Annotated in this window: 17 protein-coding genes; 6 read left to right on the forward strand and 11 right to left on the reverse strand. The window is 69.2% G+C overall.

Going from position 1 to position 20,696, the window contains the following annotated elements; translation table 11 throughout:
- The first annotated feature begins 82 nt into the window (after positions 1-82).
- Both ND450_RS32860 and ND450_RS32865 read left to right on the forward strand, forming a co-directional pair.
- On the forward strand, positions 83-859 hold the full coding sequence (locus tag ND450_RS32860; RefSeq protein ID WP_253322228.1) for a hypothetical protein: 777 nt from the start codon (positions 83-85) through the stop codon (positions 857-859).
- A gap of 254 nt (positions 860-1,113) precedes the next feature.
- The gene (locus tag ND450_RS32865) at positions 1,114-4,068 is read left to right on the forward strand and encodes a chaplin family protein (protein WP_253322229.1); all 2,955 of its coding nucleotides are present in this window, start codon (positions 1,114-1,116) and stop codon (positions 4,066-4,068) included.
- A 70-nt stretch (positions 4,069-4,138) separates the two neighbouring features.
- Here the strand turns inward: ND450_RS32865 and ND450_RS32870 are convergent, their stop codons facing one another.
- On the reverse strand, positions 4,139-4,507 hold the full coding sequence (locus ND450_RS32870) for a GGDEF domain-containing protein (RefSeq protein WP_253322230.1): 369 nt from the start codon (positions 4,505-4,507) through the stop codon (positions 4,139-4,141).
- 56 nt (positions 4,508-4,563) lie between these two features.
- Entirely contained in the window at positions 4,564-5,409 is an 846-nt protein-coding gene (locus ND450_RS32875) for an SDR family oxidoreductase (RefSeq protein WP_253322231.1), read from the reverse strand.
- A gap of 118 nt (positions 5,410-5,527) precedes the next feature.
- On the opposite strand from ND450_RS32875, the gene ND450_RS32880 reads away from it, so the two are divergent.
- On the forward strand, positions 5,528-6,124 hold the full coding sequence (locus ND450_RS32880; protein WP_253322232.1) for a TetR/AcrR family transcriptional regulator: 597 nt from the start codon (positions 5,528-5,530) through the stop codon (positions 6,122-6,124).
- 110 nt (positions 6,125-6,234) lie between these two features.
- Here the strand turns inward: ND450_RS32880 and dnaB are convergent, their stop codons facing one another.
- The 6 genes from dnaB to ND450_RS32910 form a co-directional block, all read right to left on the reverse strand.
- Positions 6,235-8,262, reverse strand: a complete 2,028-nt coding sequence (gene dnaB, locus ND450_RS32885; RefSeq protein WP_253322233.1) for a replicative DNA helicase — start codon at positions 8,260-8,262, stop codon at positions 6,235-6,237.
- Between the two features lie 544 nt (positions 8,263-8,806).
- On the reverse strand, positions 8,807-9,259 hold the full coding sequence (rplI, locus tag ND450_RS32890) for a 50S ribosomal protein L9 (protein ID WP_089918347.1): 453 nt from the start codon (positions 9,257-9,259) through the stop codon (positions 8,807-8,809).
- Between the two features lie 18 nt (positions 9,260-9,277).
- Positions 9,278-9,517 carry a 30S ribosomal protein S18 gene (gene rpsR, locus ND450_RS32895; protein WP_030480165.1) on the reverse strand — a complete coding sequence of 80 codons (240 nt, stop codon included), beginning with the start codon at positions 9,515-9,517 and terminating at the stop codon, positions 9,278-9,280.
- Positions 9,518-9,575: 58 nt separating this feature from the next.
- Positions 9,576-10,085: a single-stranded DNA-binding protein gene (locus ND450_RS32900; RefSeq protein ID WP_089918350.1), complete on the reverse strand. Its 510-nt coding sequence runs from the start codon at positions 10,083-10,085 to the stop codon at positions 9,576-9,578.
- A 29-nt stretch (positions 10,086-10,114) separates the two neighbouring features.
- A complete protein-coding gene (gene rpsF, locus ND450_RS32905; protein ID WP_089919040.1) occupies positions 10,115-10,423 on the reverse strand; it encodes a 30S ribosomal protein S6 in 309 nt (102 codons plus the stop codon).
- 101 nt (positions 10,424-10,524) lie between these two features.
- Positions 10,525-11,457: a hypothetical protein gene (locus ND450_RS32910; RefSeq protein WP_253322234.1), complete on the reverse strand. Its 933-nt coding sequence runs from the start codon at positions 11,455-11,457 to the stop codon at positions 10,525-10,527.
- Between the two features lie 131 nt (positions 11,458-11,588).
- On the opposite strand from ND450_RS32910, the gene ND450_RS32915 reads away from it, so the two are divergent.
- The 3 genes from ND450_RS32915 to ND450_RS32925 are packed head-to-tail and all read left to right on the forward strand — an operon-like array spanning position 11,589 to position 14,786.
- Complete coding sequence (locus ND450_RS32915) at positions 11,589-12,359, forward strand: deoxyribonuclease IV (protein WP_253322235.1); 771 nt, start codon at positions 11,589-11,591, stop codon at positions 12,357-12,359.
- Positions 12,360-12,382: 23 nt separating this feature from the next.
- The gene (locus ND450_RS32920) at positions 12,383-13,759 is read left to right on the forward strand and encodes a glycosyltransferase family 87 protein (RefSeq protein ID WP_253322236.1); all 1,377 of its coding nucleotides are present in this window, start codon (positions 12,383-12,385) and stop codon (positions 13,757-13,759) included.
- Positions 13,760-13,778: 19 nt separating this feature from the next.
- A complete protein-coding gene (locus ND450_RS32925) occupies positions 13,779-14,786 on the forward strand; it encodes a GDSL-type esterase/lipase family protein (RefSeq protein WP_253322237.1) in 1,008 nt (335 codons plus the stop codon).
- Here the strand turns inward: ND450_RS32925 and ND450_RS32930 are convergent.
- Genes ND450_RS32930 through ND450_RS32940 form a run of 3 tightly spaced genes read right to left on the reverse strand, consistent with a single transcriptional unit; the run spans position 14,698 to position 20,689 of the window.
- Complete coding sequence (locus tag ND450_RS32930; protein WP_253322238.1) at positions 14,698-16,311, reverse strand: glycosyltransferase family 87 protein; 1,614 nt, start codon at positions 16,309-16,311, stop codon at positions 14,698-14,700. The genes ND450_RS32925 and ND450_RS32930 overlap by 89 nt on opposite strands.
- Positions 16,312-16,361: 50 nt before the next feature.
- Positions 16,362-16,811: a hypothetical protein gene (locus ND450_RS32935; protein WP_253322239.1), complete on the reverse strand. Its 450-nt coding sequence runs from the start codon at positions 16,809-16,811 to the stop codon at positions 16,362-16,364.
- Positions 16,808-20,689: an SGNH/GDSL hydrolase family protein gene (locus ND450_RS32940; protein WP_253322240.1), complete on the reverse strand. Its 3,882-nt coding sequence runs from the start codon at positions 20,687-20,689 to the stop codon at positions 16,808-16,810. Before ND450_RS32940 ends, ND450_RS32935 begins: the two co-directional genes overlap by 4 nt.
- Between the last annotated feature and the right edge of the window lie 7 nt (positions 20,690-20,696).

Below are 20,696 nucleotides of genomic sequence, written 5' to 3' on the forward strand. Positions count from 1 at the left end.
GGCAGAGTCGCCGACGTCGACTTGATCAGCATGATCGTCGGCGAAATCCCTTGAGTGCCACCGAGTAGCGAGGTTTCCTGCGTTGTCCGCTGATCTGCGAGCGAAGACGGGAGCGAACGGCGTGCGCCGTTTCGCCACCCGAGCGCTGCTCGCGGTTGGTGGTGCGATCGCGGGCACCGCGGTTGCCTGGGTGCTCAGCACGTCGGCGGCTCACGCGGCCGACGAGGTGGCGCCCGCCGAGGCGCAGCAGGTCGACGTCATCAGCAAGCTCGTCACGAAGACCGACGAGAAGCTGCCGGTCGTCACCCCCGCCGCCACGGCGGTTCACAAGATCGACGAGACCCTGCGCACCGAGCACGAGAAGGCTCGCGCCGCTCTGCCGGAAATGCAGGTCTCCCAGGCGGTCGAACAGATCGTCTCGCACATCGTGCCGCAGGTTTCCCGGATCGGTCAGTCCGAAGCCCCCGCCACCGAGCGGATGCTGGACGTGACGTTCCCGGAGACCCCGGCCGTTCCCGCCACCGAAGCCGTCCAGTCGTCGGCTCCGGTGGTTCCGCAGGTCACCGGCGTGTCCGGTGCCTCGTGGACGGATCTGTTGGAGCACAACGACTTCGTCGTGCCCTCCGAGCAGCTCCCGTCCCTGCCGAGCACCCCGATGCCGAAGCTGCCCGTCCCGGCCCCCGCGCCGGTGCAGTGCTCTTCGTGCCACGACGGGTCTGGCTCGGCCAAGGGCAGCGCCATCGCTGCTCTCGCTGCGTCCGGCAACGCTCACGGCATCTCGTCGACGCGCGCTCTCGCGCCGTCCACCGACGAGGTCACCGTGACGCCGGGCAAGCAGCCCGGTATCAACCCCGACTGATTCCAGCGCGCGGTCCGCGACAGCCCTTCCTCCCCTGGCTGTCCGGAAGTCGACCGTCGCGCTTTTTTCTTGCGCTCAATTCGGTCGATCACCGCGTGCGACTCCCCCGGTGATGGCGCGCCTTCCCCTGCGCGCTTCGGCCCCGCCCCCTTTGAGCCCCCGTCGTTTTGGACGGGAAACCCAATGAAGGAGTTCTAATGCAGACCTGGGCAAAGCGCGGACTTCAGACCGCGTTTGTCACTGGTGGTTTGCTGATGCTCGGTACGGGCATCGCTTCTGCCCAGGAGAACGTCGACCCGGACGCCGCGCCTCCGGCCGTCGACGTCGCGGCCGCGATCCCGATCAAGGCCGACCAGAACAAGCTCGCCACGCCGGTCCGGGAAGTCACCCTCCCCAAGATCGACCGCACGATCAGCACGGACCGCGTCACCAGCGTGGTGCCGACCCGCACGGCAGCGCCCGTCGCGAACCCGCTCGTCCGCCAGGCCGGTGAGCGCCTGCAGAACACGCCGATGCAGAACGTGGTGCGCGGCAACACGATCCAGGCGCACGTCGATGTGCCGATCAACATCTGCGGCAACGCGATCGCGGTCCTCGCGAACACCGAGGCGACCGCCGACTGCCAGCAGCACACCCACCGCGACGGCACGATCGTCACGGACGGCGCGGGCCAGGCACTCGCCGGCAACGTCGTGGCCGTCAACCACATCCTCCCGGTCCAGATCACCGGCAACGCGATCGGGGCGGGCGGCAACGCCGCCACGAACACCAGGGCCGAGCAGGTCTCGACGACCGGCGGCGACATCACCACCAACGGTGACAAGGGCGCCATCTCCGGCAACGTCGTCGCCGAGCACGGCGCGACCCCGGTCCAGATCACCGGCAACGGCGTGGGTGCGGCCGGCATCGCCGAGGCCAACTCGACCGCCGACACGTTCGCCTCCTCCGAGGGCGACGTCCTGACGAGCGGCAAGAACAGCTCGATCTCCGGCAACACCGTGCCCGTCGCCCTGGCCCCGCTGGCCGAGGTCAACGGCAACGCGGCCGGCGCCGCGGGCAACGCCACCACCGACTCGGTGCAGTCCGGCACCGCGTACGCCGGTGGCAAGACCGACACCAACGGCGACCCGGCCACGCTGGCCGGCAACGTCGTGGCGCCCGCCCTCTCGGGCCCGGTCACGGTCGACGACAACGCGGCCGCCGCCGGTGGCAACGCGACCGCCGTCAGCGAGACGACCAACGAGTCGGTCGCCGGTGGCATCATCCACACCTTCGGCGACGGCTCCACGGCGTCCGGCAACATCGCCGGCGCGCCCATCGCGCTGCCGACCTCCGCGGGCGGCAACGGCGCGTCGATCGTCGGCAACGCGCTGACCGACCACGCCAACGAGTCCTACTCGAAGTCCGGTGGCGAGGCCTACACGGTCGGCGACCACTCGGTGCTGTCCGGCAACATCGCGGACGTCCCGCCGGCCACGGCCATCGACGTGTGCGGCAACGGTGCGACGCTGGCCGGCCAGGCCGCGGGCACCTGCGAGAACGACGTCAAGTCGATCACCTCGGGCTACCAGGGCACGACGGGCACCGACTCCGTCATCTCCGGCAACATCGCGTCGACCCCCGTCGCGACGCCCGCCGAGGTCTACGGCCTCGCCGCCACCCTCGGTGGCCAGGCGACCGGTTCGGCCGACGAGGTCAAGGAGGTCCGCTCCAGCGGTACCCCGAACACCGAGGACGACCACGGCACGGTCTCCAGCAACATCGTGACCGCCCCGACCGCGGCCGCGCCGCAGGTCTTCGCGGTGACCGCCGGCCTGGTCGGCAATACCTTCTCGGACACGTCGAACGACACCACGGTCAAGGCGGGCAACAACCCCCACGCGACCGGCAAGAAGGGCTCGGTCGCCGGCAACATCGTCCAGGTCCCGACCTCGACGCCGGCCCAGGTCTTCGCCGACGGTGTGACCCTGGTGGGCAACAACGTCACCAAGGGCGACAACGCCACCGACATGAAGGCCGGCGGCGACGCCATCACGACCGGCGAGAAGGGCTCCATCGCGGGCAACGCCGTCTCGGCTCCGGTCGCCACGGGCACCCAGGTGCTCGGCTGGTCGGTCGGCGGCGGCAGCAACGTCGACGCCTTCTCCACCAACTCGCTGTCGTCCGTCGCCGGTGGCGACGTCAACAGCGACGGTGACCAGGGCGCGGTCTCGGGCAACCTGATCGGCGCGCAGCCGGCCGTGCTCCCGGCCGTTCCGGGCAACACCGTCGCGGCGGCGGGCATCACCAACTCCGACGTGGTGACCGACACCAAGGTCATCTCCGGTGACGACAGCTACACCTCGGCCGACGACGCCTCCGTCTCCGGCAACCTGATCCACGTCCCCGCCAACGCCGTCGCCGGCGTGTACGCGGACGCGGTCGCGGTCGCGGGCAACGCGACGACGGTCACGGACAAGTCGTCGTACACCCAGGCCGGCGGCGAGATGCTCACGGAGGGCAGCGGACCGCTGACCGCCCGCGAGATGACCGTCCCGGTCGAGGCCGCCGCGAACGTCGCGCGCATCCCCGTCGAGGTCGTCGGCCAGGCCGTGACCGAGGGCGTCAGCGACGACACGCAGCTCACCGGCGAGGACGCCGGCACCCTGCGCGCCACGCAGCTCAAGGGCCTCGAGCTCCCCAAGGGCGTCGACAGCCTGATGAAGGCCAACGAGGTCCCGGCGTTCCACGGCCTCGACAGCAAGCTCCCGGTCAACCAGCTGCCCAACCCGGCTGACCTGACCTCGCTGACCGGCCAGCTGCCCACCCCGGCTCTGCCCGGTGTGGCGCAGGAGCGCTCGTCGCTGCCGCTGAACGGTGGCACCGGCAGCATCACCCCGAACGTCCAGGGCCTGCCCCTGGCCCAGGTGCTCGAGGTCGCCCAGGGCCTGGTGCCCGCCGGCGCCACCGGCCGTTCGCTGCCGTCCCTCCCGGTGACCGCCCCGGCCCTGCCGGTGCCGGTGCAGCTGCCCGCGCTGCCGACCGAGCGTTCGCTGCCGGCCCTCCCGGTCGACGGCCCGGCCTCGCTCTCGGGTCTGAACCTGAACCCGACCCAGGGCCTGGCCCCGAAGGCCGGCGAGCGCGCGCTGCCGCAGCTGCCGCTGGGCGCCCCGGCGCTCTCGATGATCGACCCGGCCAACCTGTTCCAGACGGTGACCGGCTCGCTGTAACACCCCGCATTCGCACCACCCTCCTCCGGTAAGAGGCTGAGCCCCGGCGACACGACGGTGTCGCCGGGGCTCAGTGCCGTTCCGGGGGAGTTCGCGCTGTCCGGAGGACCTGCTCGGGCTCCGCGTCCCCGTCGCTCGTCACCCAGTGGACGTGCGGCCCCTCCCCGGCCAGTTGCCTGATCAGCTCCGCGATCGGCGACCCGTCCCCGAAGTCGTGCTCGGCCAGCACCGCGAGGACCGCGTCGCCGCATCGCGCGACCGTGAAGTCCGGCCTCAGGTTCTGCCGCAGGGCCTTCGCCGTCCGCAGCAGGTCGTCCGGCCCGGTGACGAGGACCAGCGTGACGAGCGTGCCCCTGGTGCGGGCGCGGATCAGCGACTGCTCCAGGCGATCGAGCAGCAACGCGTGTCCGGGCAGCCCCGTCAGCGGGTCGTGCAGCACAGTCCGGTTCTAGCGGAGCCCGGTTCCGTTGACCAGCACCCCCGGCGGTGAGCCGTTCAGGCAACCGGGTTCGGAACGGCCTTCTCAGCGGCACGACTCGTCTCCTCCCAGGCGGCCCACGTCTCCATCCGCCGCCGCGAGATGTCGAACGCGACGTCGTAGACCATGCTCCCGAGCAGGAGCCGCAGCGGCGGCTCGTCACTGCCGACCAGCTGCATCACCGCGTCCGCCGCCAGCCGCGGCTCGCTGTCGACCGACCCCTCGGCCCACATCTTCTGCAACTCCTCCCGCAGCTCGTCGTAGACGGCGCTGGGTTCGGTCGCCCGGCTGCTCGTGTAGAGGTCGGTCCAGTACCCGCCGGGCTGCACGATGGTCACCTTGATCCCGAACCGCGCGACCTCCGCGGCCAACGCCTCGCTCATGCCTTCGAGCGCGAACTTGCTGGCGCTGTACAACCCGGTGCTCGCGAACCCGCCCAGCGCACCGATGCTCGACACCTGCAGCAGGTGCCCGCCACCGCTCTCGCGCAGGTGCGGCACCACCGCCTGGCTGACCCACAACGCGCCGAAGAAGTTGAGCTCCATCTGAGCCCGGGCCTCGGCCTCCGTGAACTCCTCCACCATGCCGCTGAACAGCGACCCGGCGTTGTTCACCACGACGTCGAGCCGCCCGAACCGTTCCACGGCCTGCCCGACGACCTCGAACACCTTGTCCCGATCGGTCACGTCGAGGCTCAACGCCAGCAACCGCTCCGGGTGGTGCTGAACGAGTTCGTCGAGCGTGCTGACGTCCCGAGCCACCCCGACGACCCGATCGCCGGCGGCCAGGGCCGCCTCGGTGAACGCACGGCCGAGACCACGGCTGGCACCGGTGATGAACCAAACGCGAGCTGAGGCAGTCATTCGTGTTCCTCCCCTATGGCGAGACGAGACGTCTCGTCTCGTTGGCCGGAAGTCTGCACGGGTAGATCGGGTCTGTCAAGACGAGACGTCTCGTCTCGCCATTTGATAGGTTCACCCCGTGTCCACGGCCCCAGACCCCACCAGGCGCAACGACGCCGTCCGGCGAGCCATCCTCACCGCCGCCATAGACCAGGTAGGAGAGGTGGGGTACGCGAAACTCACCATCGAGCGCATCGCCAAGTCAGCGGGCGTCGGCAAACAGACCATCTACCGCTGGTGGCCCTCCAAGGGCGCGCTCTTCTTCGACGCGTTCCTCGACCTCGCGGGCGACGGCGAGGCAGCGGCCCTCCCGGACACGGGCGACCTGGCGGCAGACCTCAAGCTGGTGTTGAGGGCCACCGTCGACGAGCTGAACGACGACCGCCTCGACCAGGCGATGCGAGCCCTCAACACCGAGATCGTGCTGGACCCGGCCCTGGCCGCCGACTACGCCACCCGCCTCGACAACCCGATGCGCGAGCTCAAGAAGGCCCGCCTGCGGTCGGCCCAGCAGGCGGGGCAGATCGGCGAGGACGTGGACCTGGAGGTGGCGATCGACCTGATCTGGGGGCCGATCCTCAACCGGTGGTTGCAGCGGACGGCGCCGCTGACCAGGGAGTACGCGGAGCAGGTGGTGGAGACGGCGCTACGGGGGCTGCTGCCGCGCGAGCGGTAGCAGCGCGGGCGGAGGCAGGTCGTGGCCGCGCCGTAGTTCCGGGGCGATGGCGGCAGTTTGGAGCCATTGCCGCCTGCCCACCCGCCAGCGGCACACCACGGTTCGCCCGATCAGGTCTGCGCGAGGTCCGTGAAGCGGCTGTAGTGCAGCTGGTGCGCCACCGTGATGGTGGCGGTCGGGCCGGCGCGGTGCTTCGCGATGATCAGGTCGGCCTCGCCCGCGCGGGGGTCGTCGCGCTCCCAGGCGTCCGGGCGGTTGATCAGGATGACCATGTCGGCGTCCTGCTCGAGGGAGCCTGACTCGCGGAGGTCGGAGAGCATCGGGCGCTTGTCGGTTCGCTGTTCCGGGCCTCGGTTGAGCTGCGAGATCGCGATGACCGGGACTTCGAGCTCCTTGGCGATCAGCTTGAGCGATCGGGAGAACTCCGAGACCTCCTGCTGGCGGGACTCGGTCTTCTTGCCCGACGACATCAGCTGGAGGTAGTCGACGACGACGAGCTTGAGGTCGTGGCGCTGCTTGAGGCGGCGGGCCTTGGCCCTGATCTCCATCATCGTGAGGTTCGGGCTGTCGTCGACGAAGAGGGGGGCCTCGCTGATCTCGCTCATGCGGCGGGCCAGGCGGGTCCAGTCGTCGTCGCTCATCGTGCCGCCTCGCATGTCGCCGAGGCGGATGCGGGCCTCGGCGGAGAGCATGCGCATGACGATCTCGGTGCGGCTCATCTCCAGGCTGAAGATGGCGCTGGTCAGGCCGTGCTTGACGGAGCACGACCTGGCGAAGTCGAGGCCCAGCGTCGAGTTGTGGGTCGGGATCATCGTCTCGCCCGCGAGGTACAGGTGGTCGTGGTTGTCGACCTCCACGCACCTGACCGGCACGGACGCGACGGGGCGCACCGCGGTGATCTCCACCCGGTCGTGCTCGCCGAGGCTTGCGACGAGCTCGTCGACGTCGCGGCGCAGGCGGGCGAATCGGCCGTCGATCTGGAGGGCGGCCAGCAGTTCGGCGCGCTGCTTGTAGGAACCCCGGAGGTAGGCGGCGGGGATGTGCGGGTCGTCGGCCAGGTCCAGTTCCTTGGCGACACGCAGTTCGTCGTCGGTCAGTTCCAGGTCGCCGAGGCCCGAGAGGAACAGGCCCAGCTTGCGCGGGGACAGCGGCAGATCTGCGGCCGGGAGGTCCCAGGCGGCGGACATGCGCACGAACATGCGGCACAGGCCGACCCGGTCGAACAGCTGCGCGGTCGTGCGGATCGCCCAGAAACCGCCGGTCTCGCTGCACGACTCCGCCAGCCACTGGTGCTCGGCGTCGGCCACGATCACGGTGCCGTCGGAGAACTCGACCTCGAAGCACGGGCGGCCCGTCATCACCTCGGTCGCGGCGACCACGCGGGTCGGTCGGCCGTCGGCTCCGATCAGGAACTCGCCGACCCGCACCTCGCCCATCGTGGTCCAGCCGGACGGGGTGGGCAGCGGGGTGTCGAGGGCGAGCGCCTTGCCGACACCGGGGCGGGCGGCGACGATGATCATCTGGCCGCCGTGCAGACCGTTGGTCAGCGCGTCGAGGTCGGCGAAGCCCGTCGGGATGCCCTGCGAGATGCCGCCTCGCGACGCGATGGCGTCGATCTCGTCCATCGTCGGCTGGAGCAGGTCCTCGAGGGCGACGTAGTCCTCGGTCGTGCGGCGGTCGGTGACCTCGTAGATCGCGGCCTGCGCCCGGTCGACCACCTCGTCGACGTCCGCGCCCTCGGCGCCGTTGTACCCCAGCTGCACGATGCGCGTGCCGGCCTCCACCAGGCGGCGCAGCACCGCCTTCTCGGCGACGATCTCGGCGTAGTAGCCGGCGTTCGCGGCCGTGGGGACCGTCGCGATCAACGTGTGCAGGTACGGCGCACCGCCCACGCGCATCAGCTCGCCGCGGCGTTCGAGCTCCGCGGAGATGGTGATCGGGTCGGCGGGCTCACCCCGGCCGTACAGGTCGAGGATGCAGTCGTAGATCGCCTGGTGTGCCGGGCGGTAGAAGTCGTTCGGCGCAAGGGCCTCGATGACGTCCGCGACCGCGTCCTTGGACAGCAGCATGCCGCCGAGAACGGACTGCTCCGCAGCCAGGTCCTGGGGCGGCTGACGCTCGAATGCGGGTTCTGCCATGCCCCGGTCGTCCACGAGCGCCACTGCCGAATCACCCCTGCGAAGAAGTCGAGAGCCGGTGCCTGAGTCCCCTAGTTGTACCGCGCGGCACCGACAATTCCGGGCGGCCACGCTGTGCGATGGCGTCGCCCTGGCCGCGACGCTAGAGGGACCCGTCCGGAGCAAGCAAACCAGCGTGTGGATCGACCTGTGGACAACTGGGGGACAACCTGTGGATGGTTGCTCACAGGGGTCGCGACGCTGGGGACAACCTGTTGACAACCGGTGGAGTGACGGAAGTAACCCCAGATCAGAGGCTGTGCACAAGTTGTGGAAGAAGTTGTGGGCCACACCCTCGGCGTGTCGCGGAAAACACCTTCTTCGGCGTGTCGCACACGCGCCGGGCGATGCGTTTATCCACAGGACGTGGACAACGCGGCACTAGTCCGAACGAGCGAAAGCGCCACCCGCCCGGAGCATTCCGGACGGGCAGCGCTTCAGCAAACCGAACCGTGGGAGAACCCCACCAACGAGTGGTGCGGCAGGCCCGACGAGATCGAAGGACTTACTCGCCCGCCGTCACTACGAGCGGCAGGGCGACAGTGACCTCCGGGTGGAGGCGAACCGTCACCGAGTGCTTGCCGGTGGTCTTGATGTGACCCGGCAGCTCGATGGCGCGCTTGTCCAGGACCGGACCACCGGCGGACTTGACGGCAGCCGCCACGTCCGACGCGGTGACCGAGCCGAACAGCTTGGTGCTGCCGGCGGCGGCCTTGGCCTTGAGCTCCACGGAGAGGCCCTCGAGCGCGGCCTTGATCTCCTTGGCGTGGTCCAGGTCGCGCACGCGGCGGGTGTCCTGCGCGCGGGTGATGACCTGGATCTGCTTCTGCGCGCCGCGGGTCGCGACGATGGCGAAGCCGCGCGGGAGCAGGTAGTTGCGGCCGTAGCCGTCCTTGACCTCGACGATGTCGCCGGGCGCGCCAAGGCCGGAAACGTCAGCGGTGAGGATGAGCTTCATCGCAGGAGTTCCCTTCTCTTAGCGAGCGGTCGAGGTGTAGGGCAGCAGGGCCATCTCACGGGCGTTCTTCACGGCAACAGCGACGTCGCGCTGGTGCTGCGAGCAGTTGCCCGTGACGCGGCGGGCACGGATCTTGCCCCGGTCCGAGATGAACTTGCGGAGCAGCGTCGTGTCCTTGTAGTCGATCAGCGACGCGCTCTTGTCCTTGCAGAAGGCGCAGACCTTCTTCTTGGGCTTGCGCACAGGCGGCTTGGCCATGTGTCTCTAACTCCTGGTTACGCGGTGAATGAAGTACTGGGTGACCGGTGCAGTCGGTCTAGAAGGGGGGCTCGTCGGCAAAGCCACCGGAGCCGGCCGGCGGGGCGGAACCCCACGGGTCGTCTGCCGGCGCGCCGCCGCCACCGCCACGAGACTGCTGACCGCCGCCGCCGCCGAAGCCGCCGCCACCGCCGCCGTCTCCACGGCTGACCTTGTTGACCTTCGCGGTCGCGTAGCGCAGCGAGGGGCCGATCTCGTCGACCTCCAGCTCCACGACAGTGCGCTTCTCGCCTTCCTTCGTCTCGAAGGAACGCTGGCGCAACCGTCCGGAGACGAGCACTCGCGAACCGCGGGTGAGCGACTCGGCCACGTTCTCGGCGACCTGCCGCCACACGTTGCACCGCAGGAACAGCGCTTCGCCGTCCTTCCACTCGCCGGACTGGCGGTCGAAGGTGCGGGGCGTGGAGGCGACCGTGAAGGACGCCACCGCGGCACCGCTCTGGGTGAAGCGGAGTTCGGGATCGGCAGTCAGGTTCCCGACCACCGTGATCGTCGTCTCACCAGCCATGTCTTGGGAGCTCCCCTAATCGAGGTTCGTCAGGCCTTGGCGGCCGACTTGGCGGGCTCGCGGCGCAGGACCTTCGTCCGGAGCACCGTCTCCTGCAGACCGAGCTGGCGGTCCAGTTCCTTCACCGCGTCCGGCGTCGAGGTCAGGTCGAGCACGGCGTAGATGCCTTCGCTGCTCTTGTTGATCTCGAAGCTCAACCGGCGCTTGCCCCACACCTCGACCTTCTCAACGTTTCCGCCCGTGGTGCGGATGACGTTGAGGAACGTGTCGAGAGACGGCGCGATCGTGCGCTCGTCGAGACTGGGGTCGAGGATGACCATCACTTCGTAATGACGCATGAGGACCACTCACCTCCTGTGGACTCGCGGCCACGGGCTCTCCGTGGCAGGAGGGTCGTCGCGTCAGCAACTGACAAAGGTTAACAGAGCGCGTCCGGTGACTACGCAGGGGTGCGGCGGAGCACCCAGGTCCGGACCAGCGCGCCCGTGACCAGGGCCAGCATCAGCACCGCGACCAGCACCGGAGCGCCGACGCCGCCGGGACCGGAGAGCCTGGGCAACGCCGTCGCGCGACCGGCGGCCTGCACCGAGTCGCCCTCGACGCCGGTGCCGCTGGACGCGCGGGGCACCTGCGAGCCGTAGCGCACGCCGGGCGACGGCGAGTACAGGCCGGGCATCGCGAACGGCAGCGAGCCGTAGCTGAACAGCGGCACGCGGCCGAAGTTCGAACCGATCGGGTAGAGCGAGAAGTCGCGGTTGCTCGGAGCGCCCGCGCCCACACCGGGAACGCCGGGCTGGGTGCCCGGCTGCGTGCCGGGGTTGGTGCCGGGCTGCGGCTGGGGCTGCTGGGCAGGCGGCTTCGGCGCGCCCGGGACCGCTCCGACCGCCTGCTGGGAGGCGTCGGCGAGTCCCTTGGACGTGTCCTGGATCGGCGCGGCGACCTGGTTCACGCCGACGACGGTCACCTTGCACCCGCCCGTCAGCGTCGCGCGCACGGTCTTGTCGAGCGTGCCGAGGATCGGCCCGAGCAGCGGGATCTTGTTGACCTCGACCATGACGGCGTTCGCGATCGTGCCACCGGTGATGGTCGTCGTACCGACTTGAACAGCACCGATTGGAATGGGCTTGACCTGCGAGAACGCCTGCTTGAACGGCTCGGCGAGCGGCGGTCCCAGCACGGGGACGGCGCGCACGAGGTCCGTGATCGGCTGCGTCACGGCGGCGGGACTGAGGGAGACAGGAGTGCCGGGCGCGCCCTGCACGGTGGTGGCACAGCTGCCGACCACGATGGGATCAGCCGCGTGCGCGACCCCGCCCACCGAAGCGGACGCCAGGGCCAGCAGCGCCGTGGCGGCGACGCTCATCAGCCTCATGCGAACCCCTTTCCTACTCTCAAGTAACGACCGTAGGTCCTGGTGGTGACGCGAACCAGTCCCAGTTTTCGCAATTACTCCTATCGGCGGCGGCTGCGATCGCGTTGCGGACGCCGACTACCCTCCTGCGTATGCGCATCGGGGCCCATGTACGCGACGACGACCCGGTCGGCGCCGCGGCCGAACGCGGGGCCGAGGTCGTCCAGTTCTTCCTGTCGGATCCCCAGGGCTGGAAGAAGCCGAAACCTCATCCGCAGACGGAGGCCCTGCTCGCTTCCGATCTCGAGGTGTTCGTCCACGCCCCGTACATGATCAACATCGCGTCGCTGAACAACAAGATCCGGATCCCGTCCCGCAAGAACGTGGTCCAGCACGCGGAGGCCGCCGCGACCGTCGGCGCCAAGGGCCTGATCGTGCACGGAGGCCACGTCACCAAGGGCGAGGACCCGGCGGAGGGCTTCGCGAACTGGCGCAAGTTCTTCGAGCGCCAGGTCGCCGAGGGCGGCTTCGCGGTCCCGGTCCTGATCGAGAACACCGCGGGCGGCGACGGCGCCATGGCCCGCACCTTCGACTCCCTGAAGCTGCTCTGGGACGCGGTCGGCGAGTTCGGCGCGGGCTTCTGCCTCGACACCTGCCACGCGTTCGCCGCCGGCGAGGACCTGGTCGGCATCGTCGATCGGGTGAAAGCGATCACCGGGCGGATCGACCTCGTGCACCTCAACAGCTCGCGCGACGAGTTCGGGTCCTCGCGCGACCGGCACGACAACATCAAGACTGGCACGATCGACGCGGACCAGCTGGCGGCCGTGGTCGCCACCGCCGGATGCCCGGTAGTGGTGGAGACACCGGACGAGGGCCAAGCAGACGACATCGCCTTCCTGCGCGACCACGCCGGCCGGTGAACACCGTGCACGAGGTGGTGAGCGTGACGCCCGAGCGAGGCGACGGAGGGCGTTCCACGAACCGCTTCGGCAGCGCCGCTCTCGTCGTGCTCGTGCTCCTGTGCGGGCTCACCCTGCTGCTCGGCTTCATCAACAAGGACCGCTGCACCGGTCCCGCGTTCGACCAGTGGGGCCGCACGCAGCCCGACTACGACGAGCGCAACAAGCAGGACGTCTGCTACTCCGACATCCAGCACCTCTGGATCGGGCGCGACATCGACCGCCACGTCTTCCCGTACGTGGACGGCAACATCAACGAGCAGGGCATCCTCATCGGGGGCTCGGTCGAGTACCCGGTGCTCTCCGGCCTGCTCATCTGGGCGGGCGCGATCTTCGCGCACAACGACGCGGAGTACCTGCTCTACTCGTCGCTGCTGATGGCGCCGTTCGGCCTGCTCACGGGCTGGATGCTGGGCAAGCTCGCCCGCTGGCGCGCCCTGCTGTGGGCGATCGGGCCACCGCTGGTCCTGTACGCGTTCCACAACTGGGACCTGCCCGTGGTCCTGTGCTCGGTCGCCGCGGTCTTCGTCGTCCACCGGTGGAACAGACCGCTGGTCGAACGGGCCACGGTGGCGTCCGTGCTGCTGGGGCTCGGGTTCGCGTTCAAGGTCTACCCGGCGGCCTTCGTGCTGCCGCTGATGCTCTTCGTGGCCACCGGCGGCTGGCGCGGCCAGGAGATGCCGGACGGCAAGAAGGTCGACGTCGCCGGCGCGGTGAAGGTCGGGCTCGCCTCGATCGTCACGGTCGTGCTGGTCAACGTGCCGTTCGCGATCGCGGGGTACGACGGCTGGGCGGCGTCGTTCGAGTTCCAGGGGCTGCGCCGGGTCGACATCACCACGAACTCGATCTGGTACTGGGGCCTGCGGCCGTTCATCGGCGACGACGCGATGCAGTCGCTGGTCGGCGTGATCTCGCCGATCACGATCCTCGTCTCGTTCGCGATCGCCGCCGGCTACGGCTGGATGCGGTTCCGGCGCGAGGGCAGCTACCCGTGGATCGCGGTGTCCGGCGCGATGCTGTGCGGTTTCATGCTGCTGCACAAGGTCCACTCGCCGCAGTACACGCTGTGGCTGGTGCCGTTCCTCGTGCTGCTGCGCGTGCGGCTGATGTGGGCGTTCGCGTACTTCGTGGTCGACCTGGCCATGGGCATCGGCATCTTCCGGTGGTTCTGGGCGATCGAGTTCGGCCAGCCGGCTGGGATCTACGACAGCTTCTCCGCGCAGGCCGTGATGATCGGCGTGTGGGGCCGTGCCGCGTTGCTCGTGGCGCTGTTCGTCGTGTTCCTGAAGTCGGGGGACGTCACCGAGGACGACCGCGAAGATCTGAAGTTCCTCCGCGGAGACGTAGCAGCGCGGCGCTGATCGGCAGCACACTCCACCCGTGAGGGTGATCATCGTGCTGGCGTTGCTGCTGGCCTGCGGTGCCTCCGGCGTGCCCGTGCGGTCGGAGGTGGTCCGCTGGCTGCCCGTGTGGCAGGCGGTGCCGACCCTCTCGGCCTCCGTGCCCGACCAGAGCGTGCGCACGACGGTCGACCTCGCGGCGGGCGGCACCTCCGTCCGGGTGCGCCTGTCGAACCTGATGGGCACCAGGCCCGTCCGCGTCGAGCAGGTCACGGTCACGGCCGGCGGTCAGACGCGGCAGCTCACGTTCGGCCGGTCCCGTGCCGTCACGATCAGGGCTCGCGCCGAGGTCTACAGCGACGCCGTGCTGCTCGTGGTCACCAAGACGCTGGAGATCAGCACGTACGCCCCGGCCGGAACGCCGTGCCAGGCCCGTGCGCATCGCACGATCACCTCGACGCGTGAGCAGATCTGCCTCGTCTCGGCGGTCGAGGTCGCGGGCTTCACCGCACCGGGGGCCGTGGTGATGTTCGGCGACTCGATCACCGAGGGCTGGTACGAGAACACCTGGCCGTCGTTGGTCCAGACCGACTACGCGGTCCTGAACGCCGGCATCAACGGCAACGGCGTGGTGCTGGGCAACGCGCCGATGGTCCTCCGTGTGGGCCGTGACGTCCTCTTCAGCAAAGAAGTGCGCAAGGTCGTGCTGCTCGGCGGCATCAACGACATCCAGAACGGCGTCAACGCCGCGAACGTCATCGCCGGCATCCGCACGGTCCAGCTGCGGTGCCGCCAGGAGGGCGTGGAGTTCCACGTCGGCACCATCACGCCGTGGCGCGGCTGGTCGGCCTGGACCGAGGAACGGGAGCGGCAGCGGCAGGAGGTGAACGCGTGGATCCGCGCCACCTTCCCCGGCGCCATCGACTTCGACAGGGCCGTGCGCGACCCCGCCGACCCGCTCAGACTGCGTCCGGAGTTCGACTCCGGTGATCACCTGCACCCGAACGGGACCGCATTCGGTGCGATGGCTCGCCTCGTGAGGGTGTGACGAGCGGACGGTCCGGCGCGCCGGCCAGCACGCCCTCCAGCGGGTCGTCGCCCGCCAGCCGCACCTTGTCGCGCTCCGGGTGGTAGATCTCCTTCAGGATGATCACGCACAACGTGATGACGGCCGCGTCCCGCAGCAGGACGGCGCCGAGGAACCAGTCGATCGGCAGGCCCTTGTTGTCCGTGCCGAGGTAGAAGTACATGCGCGGCACCCACACCAGCGCGTCGACCGTCATCCACGCCAGCAGCAGCTTCCAGCGCGGCAACGCGAGCACGGCCAGCGGCACCAGCCACAGCGAGTACTGCGGGCTCCACACCTTGTTCGTCAGCAGGAACGCCGCCACGACCAGGAACCCGAGCTGCGCGAGCCGCGGCCTGGTGGGAGCGCTCAGGGCCACGTACGCGATGCCGGCGCAGCAGACCAGGAACAGCACCATGCTCACCGTGTTGAGGACCGTCGGCGGCTGCCCCTGCGTGAGCCCGGGGTCGAAGCCCTGCCAGCCCGTCCACTGCACCAGCACGTTGTAGAGCGTGTCGGGGTCCGCGTTGCGCTCGGTGTTGAGGCGGAAGAACTCCCGCCACCCCGTGTGCGAGGCCGGGTTCAAGGCGATCGGGGCGTTGACGAGCGCCCACGCGCCGATGGCCGCGGCAGTGGTGGTGAGGCCCACCTTGATCCTGTTCGACCGCCAGCACAACAACAGCAACGGCCCGAGCAGGAACAACGGGTACAGCTTCGCCGCGCCACCGAGCCCCAGCAGCACACCGGCGAGCACGGGCTTCTTCCGCGCCCACGCCAGCAGACCGGCCGTCGCGAACGCCGTCGCGATCGTGTCGAAGTTCGTGAACGCGTGCACGATGACCAGCGGCGACACGGCGACGATGGCCGCGTCCCACGTCCTGCGCCGCGCGATGCGCGCGACCGAGAACACCGTCACCAGCCACGCCACGGCCAGCCAGAACGCGGTGACGTTGAAGAACACGATCACCGTCATCGGCAGCCCCGGCACGAGCGCCACGAGCCCCTGCGCCACCCGCGCGTTGAGCCACATGAACAGGCCGGTGACCACGGGGTACTCCATGTACCGGACGTGCTCGGTCGGCTTGCCCTCGTCGTCCTTCCAGGAGGTGACGTACGGGAAGGACCCGCGCTGGTCGAGCCGTTCCGCGGTGTAGAGCGGCACGGTGTCGGAGTAGCAGAGCGCGGTGAACTGCTTGCTCCCCCGCCAGTCGAGCTGCACGACGCCCTTGTCGTCCACGTACTGCTGGATGCACGGCGACTTCTGCACCCACCCCAGCAGCAACGTGACGATGGCGAGCATCAGGATCACCCGCACGGCCGTCCAGAAGTAGTTCCGGCCGACCAGCGCGTGCTCACCGAGCGGACCGCCGAAGGGTCTGCTCAGACCACGGGCGAGCGACTCGGTCCACGTGGGCGCGACGCGCTCTTCGCGGGTGAGCGAAGCGGTGTCCTCGGCGAGGTCGGGCTCCGGGGCCTCGGCGGGACGCTCGGCAGGGCTGCTGGGCACGTGGCGGATGTTACGGCCAAGACCGTTTCGCCGTGGTCAGTCGGTCGTCGCTAGTCCTCGAGCCGCACGGTTCGGGTGACCGTCCCGTAGTAGCCGACGGTGGTGGGCAGTTCGGAGGAGCACTCGACGTCCGAGGTCCCGACCAGCGGATCACGACCGGGGTGGACCTCGAACCGCACGCAAAGGCGGACGGACGTCCCTTCGTACGTCCCCGCACTTCCGGCTCGTCCCGCGCCGTAGTACACGGCATCGATCTCGAAGCCGCCCTCGACGTTCCGGCTGGCGAACACGGTGTGAGGTCCGAAGATGGCGGCTCTGGCTCCCGCCTCGACGTTCCCGCCACGATTCGCGACCTTCTCGAGCTCCTGCCGCCCCTGTTCGGCGGCGCTGCGCGCGTCCGCCACCGCGAACTCGAACGCCTGCTCCGCAGTGGACTTGCACGCCGCCGTGCTGAGCACGAGAGCGCTCAGCACGGCGGCGGCGATCAGGCGGGTGCTCAAAGTCCGAGCCGCCGCAGGGACTCGGTCAGCACTTCGCCGTACAACCGGTATCCGTCCTTGTTCGGGTGGAAGACGTTCGCCGGGACGAGCTGACCGGGGAAGGGCTTGTCCCCGTCCGTCCACGGTGCGGCGAGGACCTGGTTGATCGCCGGCTGGGCGCCGCACGCGGCTCTGCCGTCGAACTTGGACCTCGGGTCACCCACGACCATCGGGATGCGCTCCACCTCGGCGAGTTGCCTGCCCAGCGCCAGGTATTCGTCACCGAGCAGGTTCGCGATGTCGATGAGCCAACTCGCGTCGTCAGGCGTGACAGGGCAGTTGGCCGTCTGCTGCGTCGCGACCAGCTTCGGATAACCCATGAGCACGATTTTGGCATTCGGAGCCAGTTTGTGGATGGTCCTGACAGCGGTGGCCACCGAAGGCACGGCTTTCTCCCTGATCAGCTTGGGCAGGGATTCACGCAACGGCCCAGGTCCGATCGAGTCGATCTGGGCCTCGCGGCAGGGCTTCATGTTCATGACGCATTCGGTGATGACCGGCGTGAACATGGTGTCGTTGCCACCGATGGAGAGAGTCACCAGTGTGGTGTCCTGATCCACGAAACCGCGTTCCAACTGGGCGAGTTCGCGGTACTGCCTGTCACCACCGTTGCCGGAGGCGTCCTTGGGAGGCGGCGATCCGTCCGGCATCGCCCTGGGCAGCAGGTTCCGCACTCTCGCACCGCTGCAGGCGAGCAGGTGGTAATCCAGCGTGGGGTCGTTGTAGAAGTCAGCGACCTGGCCGATCGTCGGGCCGTTGTGCCGCGCCAGCTTGCCCTGCCGTGACCACGCGTTCGGCGACCTGTGGCACGCGTTGCGCGTGCTGAGCTTCTGCAACTCCGGGTCGTTGTTGTCCTGGTCGCCGTCGATGTTCGACTCGCGGTAGTACTGCGAGTTGTCGCCGGAGCCCTCTCCGGAGGAGTACGAGTCACCGAGTGCGACCATCATCTCGGGCTTCTGCGGCAAGGGCTGGAAGGCGACCGCGTCCCACGCGACGTCCTCGGTTCCCATGCCGTCTTCCGTGGTGGTGGACAACTTCACCGTGGGGACGCCGGCGAACTGCATCGCGCCGAGCGACACCCACTTGTTCGCCTCGGTCCGTTGCGCGATCACCCTGGTCTTGGTGGCCAGCCCGGTCGAGATCTCGTATCGCGCCTGCTGCGTGTGCGCTCCGTGGTCGGGGATGTGCACCATCACCCTGGCCCATCCGTCGAGCCGCCGGTTCAGCTCCCAGGTACCGGTGACCTTGCCGCGCTCGCCCGCGGCATCGTTCAGCCGGGTGTGGCCGAACCAGAAGTGGTTGTCGAAGCCGGCGCCGATCTGGTGGAAGTCGATCTTCGCCGACGGGTTCGAGAACTCCAGCTTGAACTTGCCCTGGTTGTTCCAGCCGCGCTCGCACTTGCGCGCCGGATCAGCCCACCTGGACGACGGGAGCTGGGGCGTGTTCGGCACGTCGTCGACGATCAGCACGTCCTGCGGCAGCGTCTCCAGCCCGCATCGGGGCGGGTAGTTGCCACCCCATCCGGGACTGTCCTCGACGTCGTACCGGAAGTCCCAGTTTCCGCACGTCGTGTCGCAGTCGTTCTTCCACGTCGCGGGGAAGTGCCACCAGCACTTCAGGTCGTACTTGCCCGCCGCGCTCTTGTGCCCGCACGGGCCCGGCTTCTCCGGCTTTTCGCCAGGCTCCGGCAGCACCGACGGGTCATCCGGTGTCCACTTCTGACCGGGGTAGCAGTCGTTCTGCGCCTTGCAGAACAAGTCGACCGGCGGTTTCACCTCCGAGCGGTAGGTGGTGTTGACCCACCACGCCGCGGAGAATCCGGCACCGTGCTCGCCGTACGGCGTTCCGATCGAGTGCGCGGCCCAACCCATGATCTTTTCGGGGTACGGCCAGAACTGCGGGTTCTTGGCGTCGCACTGGCAGGTGTCCAGGAACGCGGCGCGGTTCTCCAGGTATCGCGGGTTGATCGGGTTGTTCGTCCACCCGAGACCCCACGGTGAGCCGTCGCCCTTGTCCGCGTTGAACCCGGAGTTGTACGCCCAGACCGCGAAGAACCAGTTCTCGATCTTGCGGTAGCTGCCGTTGTTGACGATCAGCCCTGCTCGCCGCGTCTCGTTCCACTTGTTCGCCAGGATGCTGAGTCCCTTGGCGATGTTCGACTTGTGGTCCAGCGCGATGGCGCGTTGCTGGTCGAGCGGAAGAGCACGGCCGTGCTTGGCGATGTCGCCCTCCCTGCCGGCCATGCGCATGCCATCGGTGACCTGGGTGATGCCGTAGCCGCAGTCGGCCTTGTCCCAGCGGATGTCCCAGTCGTCGTCGCCGTTGTCGTTGTAGATCTCCAGCCCGAAGTAGTTGCCGATCAACGGGTTCGCGGTGACGCCGGGGATCGCGAACCGCGCGGCCTGCCAGAGGTTCGACTCCTGGGCCATGATGCCGAGCAGGATCTGTGGCGGCACCTTGTCCCCGCCGTCGATCGCGACCCGCGGGAACATCTTCTGCGCGCCGGTGTCCTGCTCGAGCGTGCCGAGCACGGCTCGGTCAGCAGCCCATTCGACCTGCAGGGGCGTCGGCTGCGTCGCCATCTGGTCGGGATCACCGCGAGGGATCGAACACACCCGCTCTGCGTCGACCGGGTCGGTGAGGTCGGTGGCGGCGAGCTTTGCCCTGACCTCGCCGTCGCCGAGCTTCGGGTGCAGTGCGCGTCCGGAGGCGGCAGCGTCGCTGACGCGCGCCGACGGGTCGATCTTGAACCCGACCTTCTTCCCCGTCGGGAGGACCTTCAACTCGACCTTCGCCGGACGGGCTTCCCCGGGCTTCACCGCCGCCGCGTCCCACTCGGACTTCTCCACCGCGCTCCTGCCCTCGGTGGAGACGGTGGCATCCCTCGCGACGTCGAGCTTCGCCACCGAAGGAGGCAGAGCGGACACCGTCTTGGCGGCACCGGTGATGAAGACCTTGCCCGCTCGACCGGACGTGACGGCGAGGTCCTTCAACGCGCCGGTGGCCAGCGTCGACAGCTTCGCCTTCGGGTCGGCCGGCAGCGCCCGCCGCACCCGGACGTCGTCCTTCAGGCGTTCGAGGAAGACAAGACCGCCGTCGGCGTCGGGCTTCAGCAGGAACGGCGTTCCGGTGGCGGCGGCGACCCGCGTGCTGGCACCCTTTTCGTCGATCTTGACGACGGCGTCGCGAGCGGCCGCGACGATGCCGGCTCTGGTCGGCACCGCCGAGGTGACCTGGCCGTCGACCTCGATGCGCTGGGTCGTCGAGCCCGCGGCCGCGTCGACCCGGTTGAGACCCGTCTTGCCGAAGTCGTCGGCCTCCTGGGTCAGCACCGCCTGTTCGCCGGCACCACAGCCCGGGTTGAAGTAGGCGAGGCTGGACCTGACCTTCAACTTCGTCACGGCGCCGGAGTCGAGGTCGACCACCGCGCTGAACCCGCCACGCGACGAGAGTTCCTCGCGGTTGGTGAAGATCCGTGGTGCGTAGACGACGACGGCGCGTTTGCCGGACTCCGTCACGCAGGCGTTGCCGATCCACTGGTCCGCGTCGAAGCCGGCTTCGGACAGCGTGGCGGCGGTGCGCCACGTGTAGCCGGTCGACGCGTCGGCGACCAACAGGTGGAAGCCGTCACCGTCGCCACTCGTGGTCCACGCCCGGTCGCCCGATTTCTGCCAGTCCTCGCCGAGCACTTCTCCGCGCTTGGCGGGATCGGTCGAGCTCGGGTCGGACTCGGCCACCGGCGCCGCCGCGGGAGGCCGGGCCGGTTCGGGTGCTGCTGTGGACTGCGCCTGCCCTGCCAGCAGGGCCAGAGCCACCACGGGCACGATCGTTCTTCTCATGCGTTTT

It is taken from the genome of Lentzea sp. HUAS12, assembly GCF_024125735.1.
Classification (GTDB): domain Bacteria; phylum Actinomycetota; class Actinomycetes; order Mycobacteriales; family Pseudonocardiaceae; genus Lentzea; species Lentzea albida.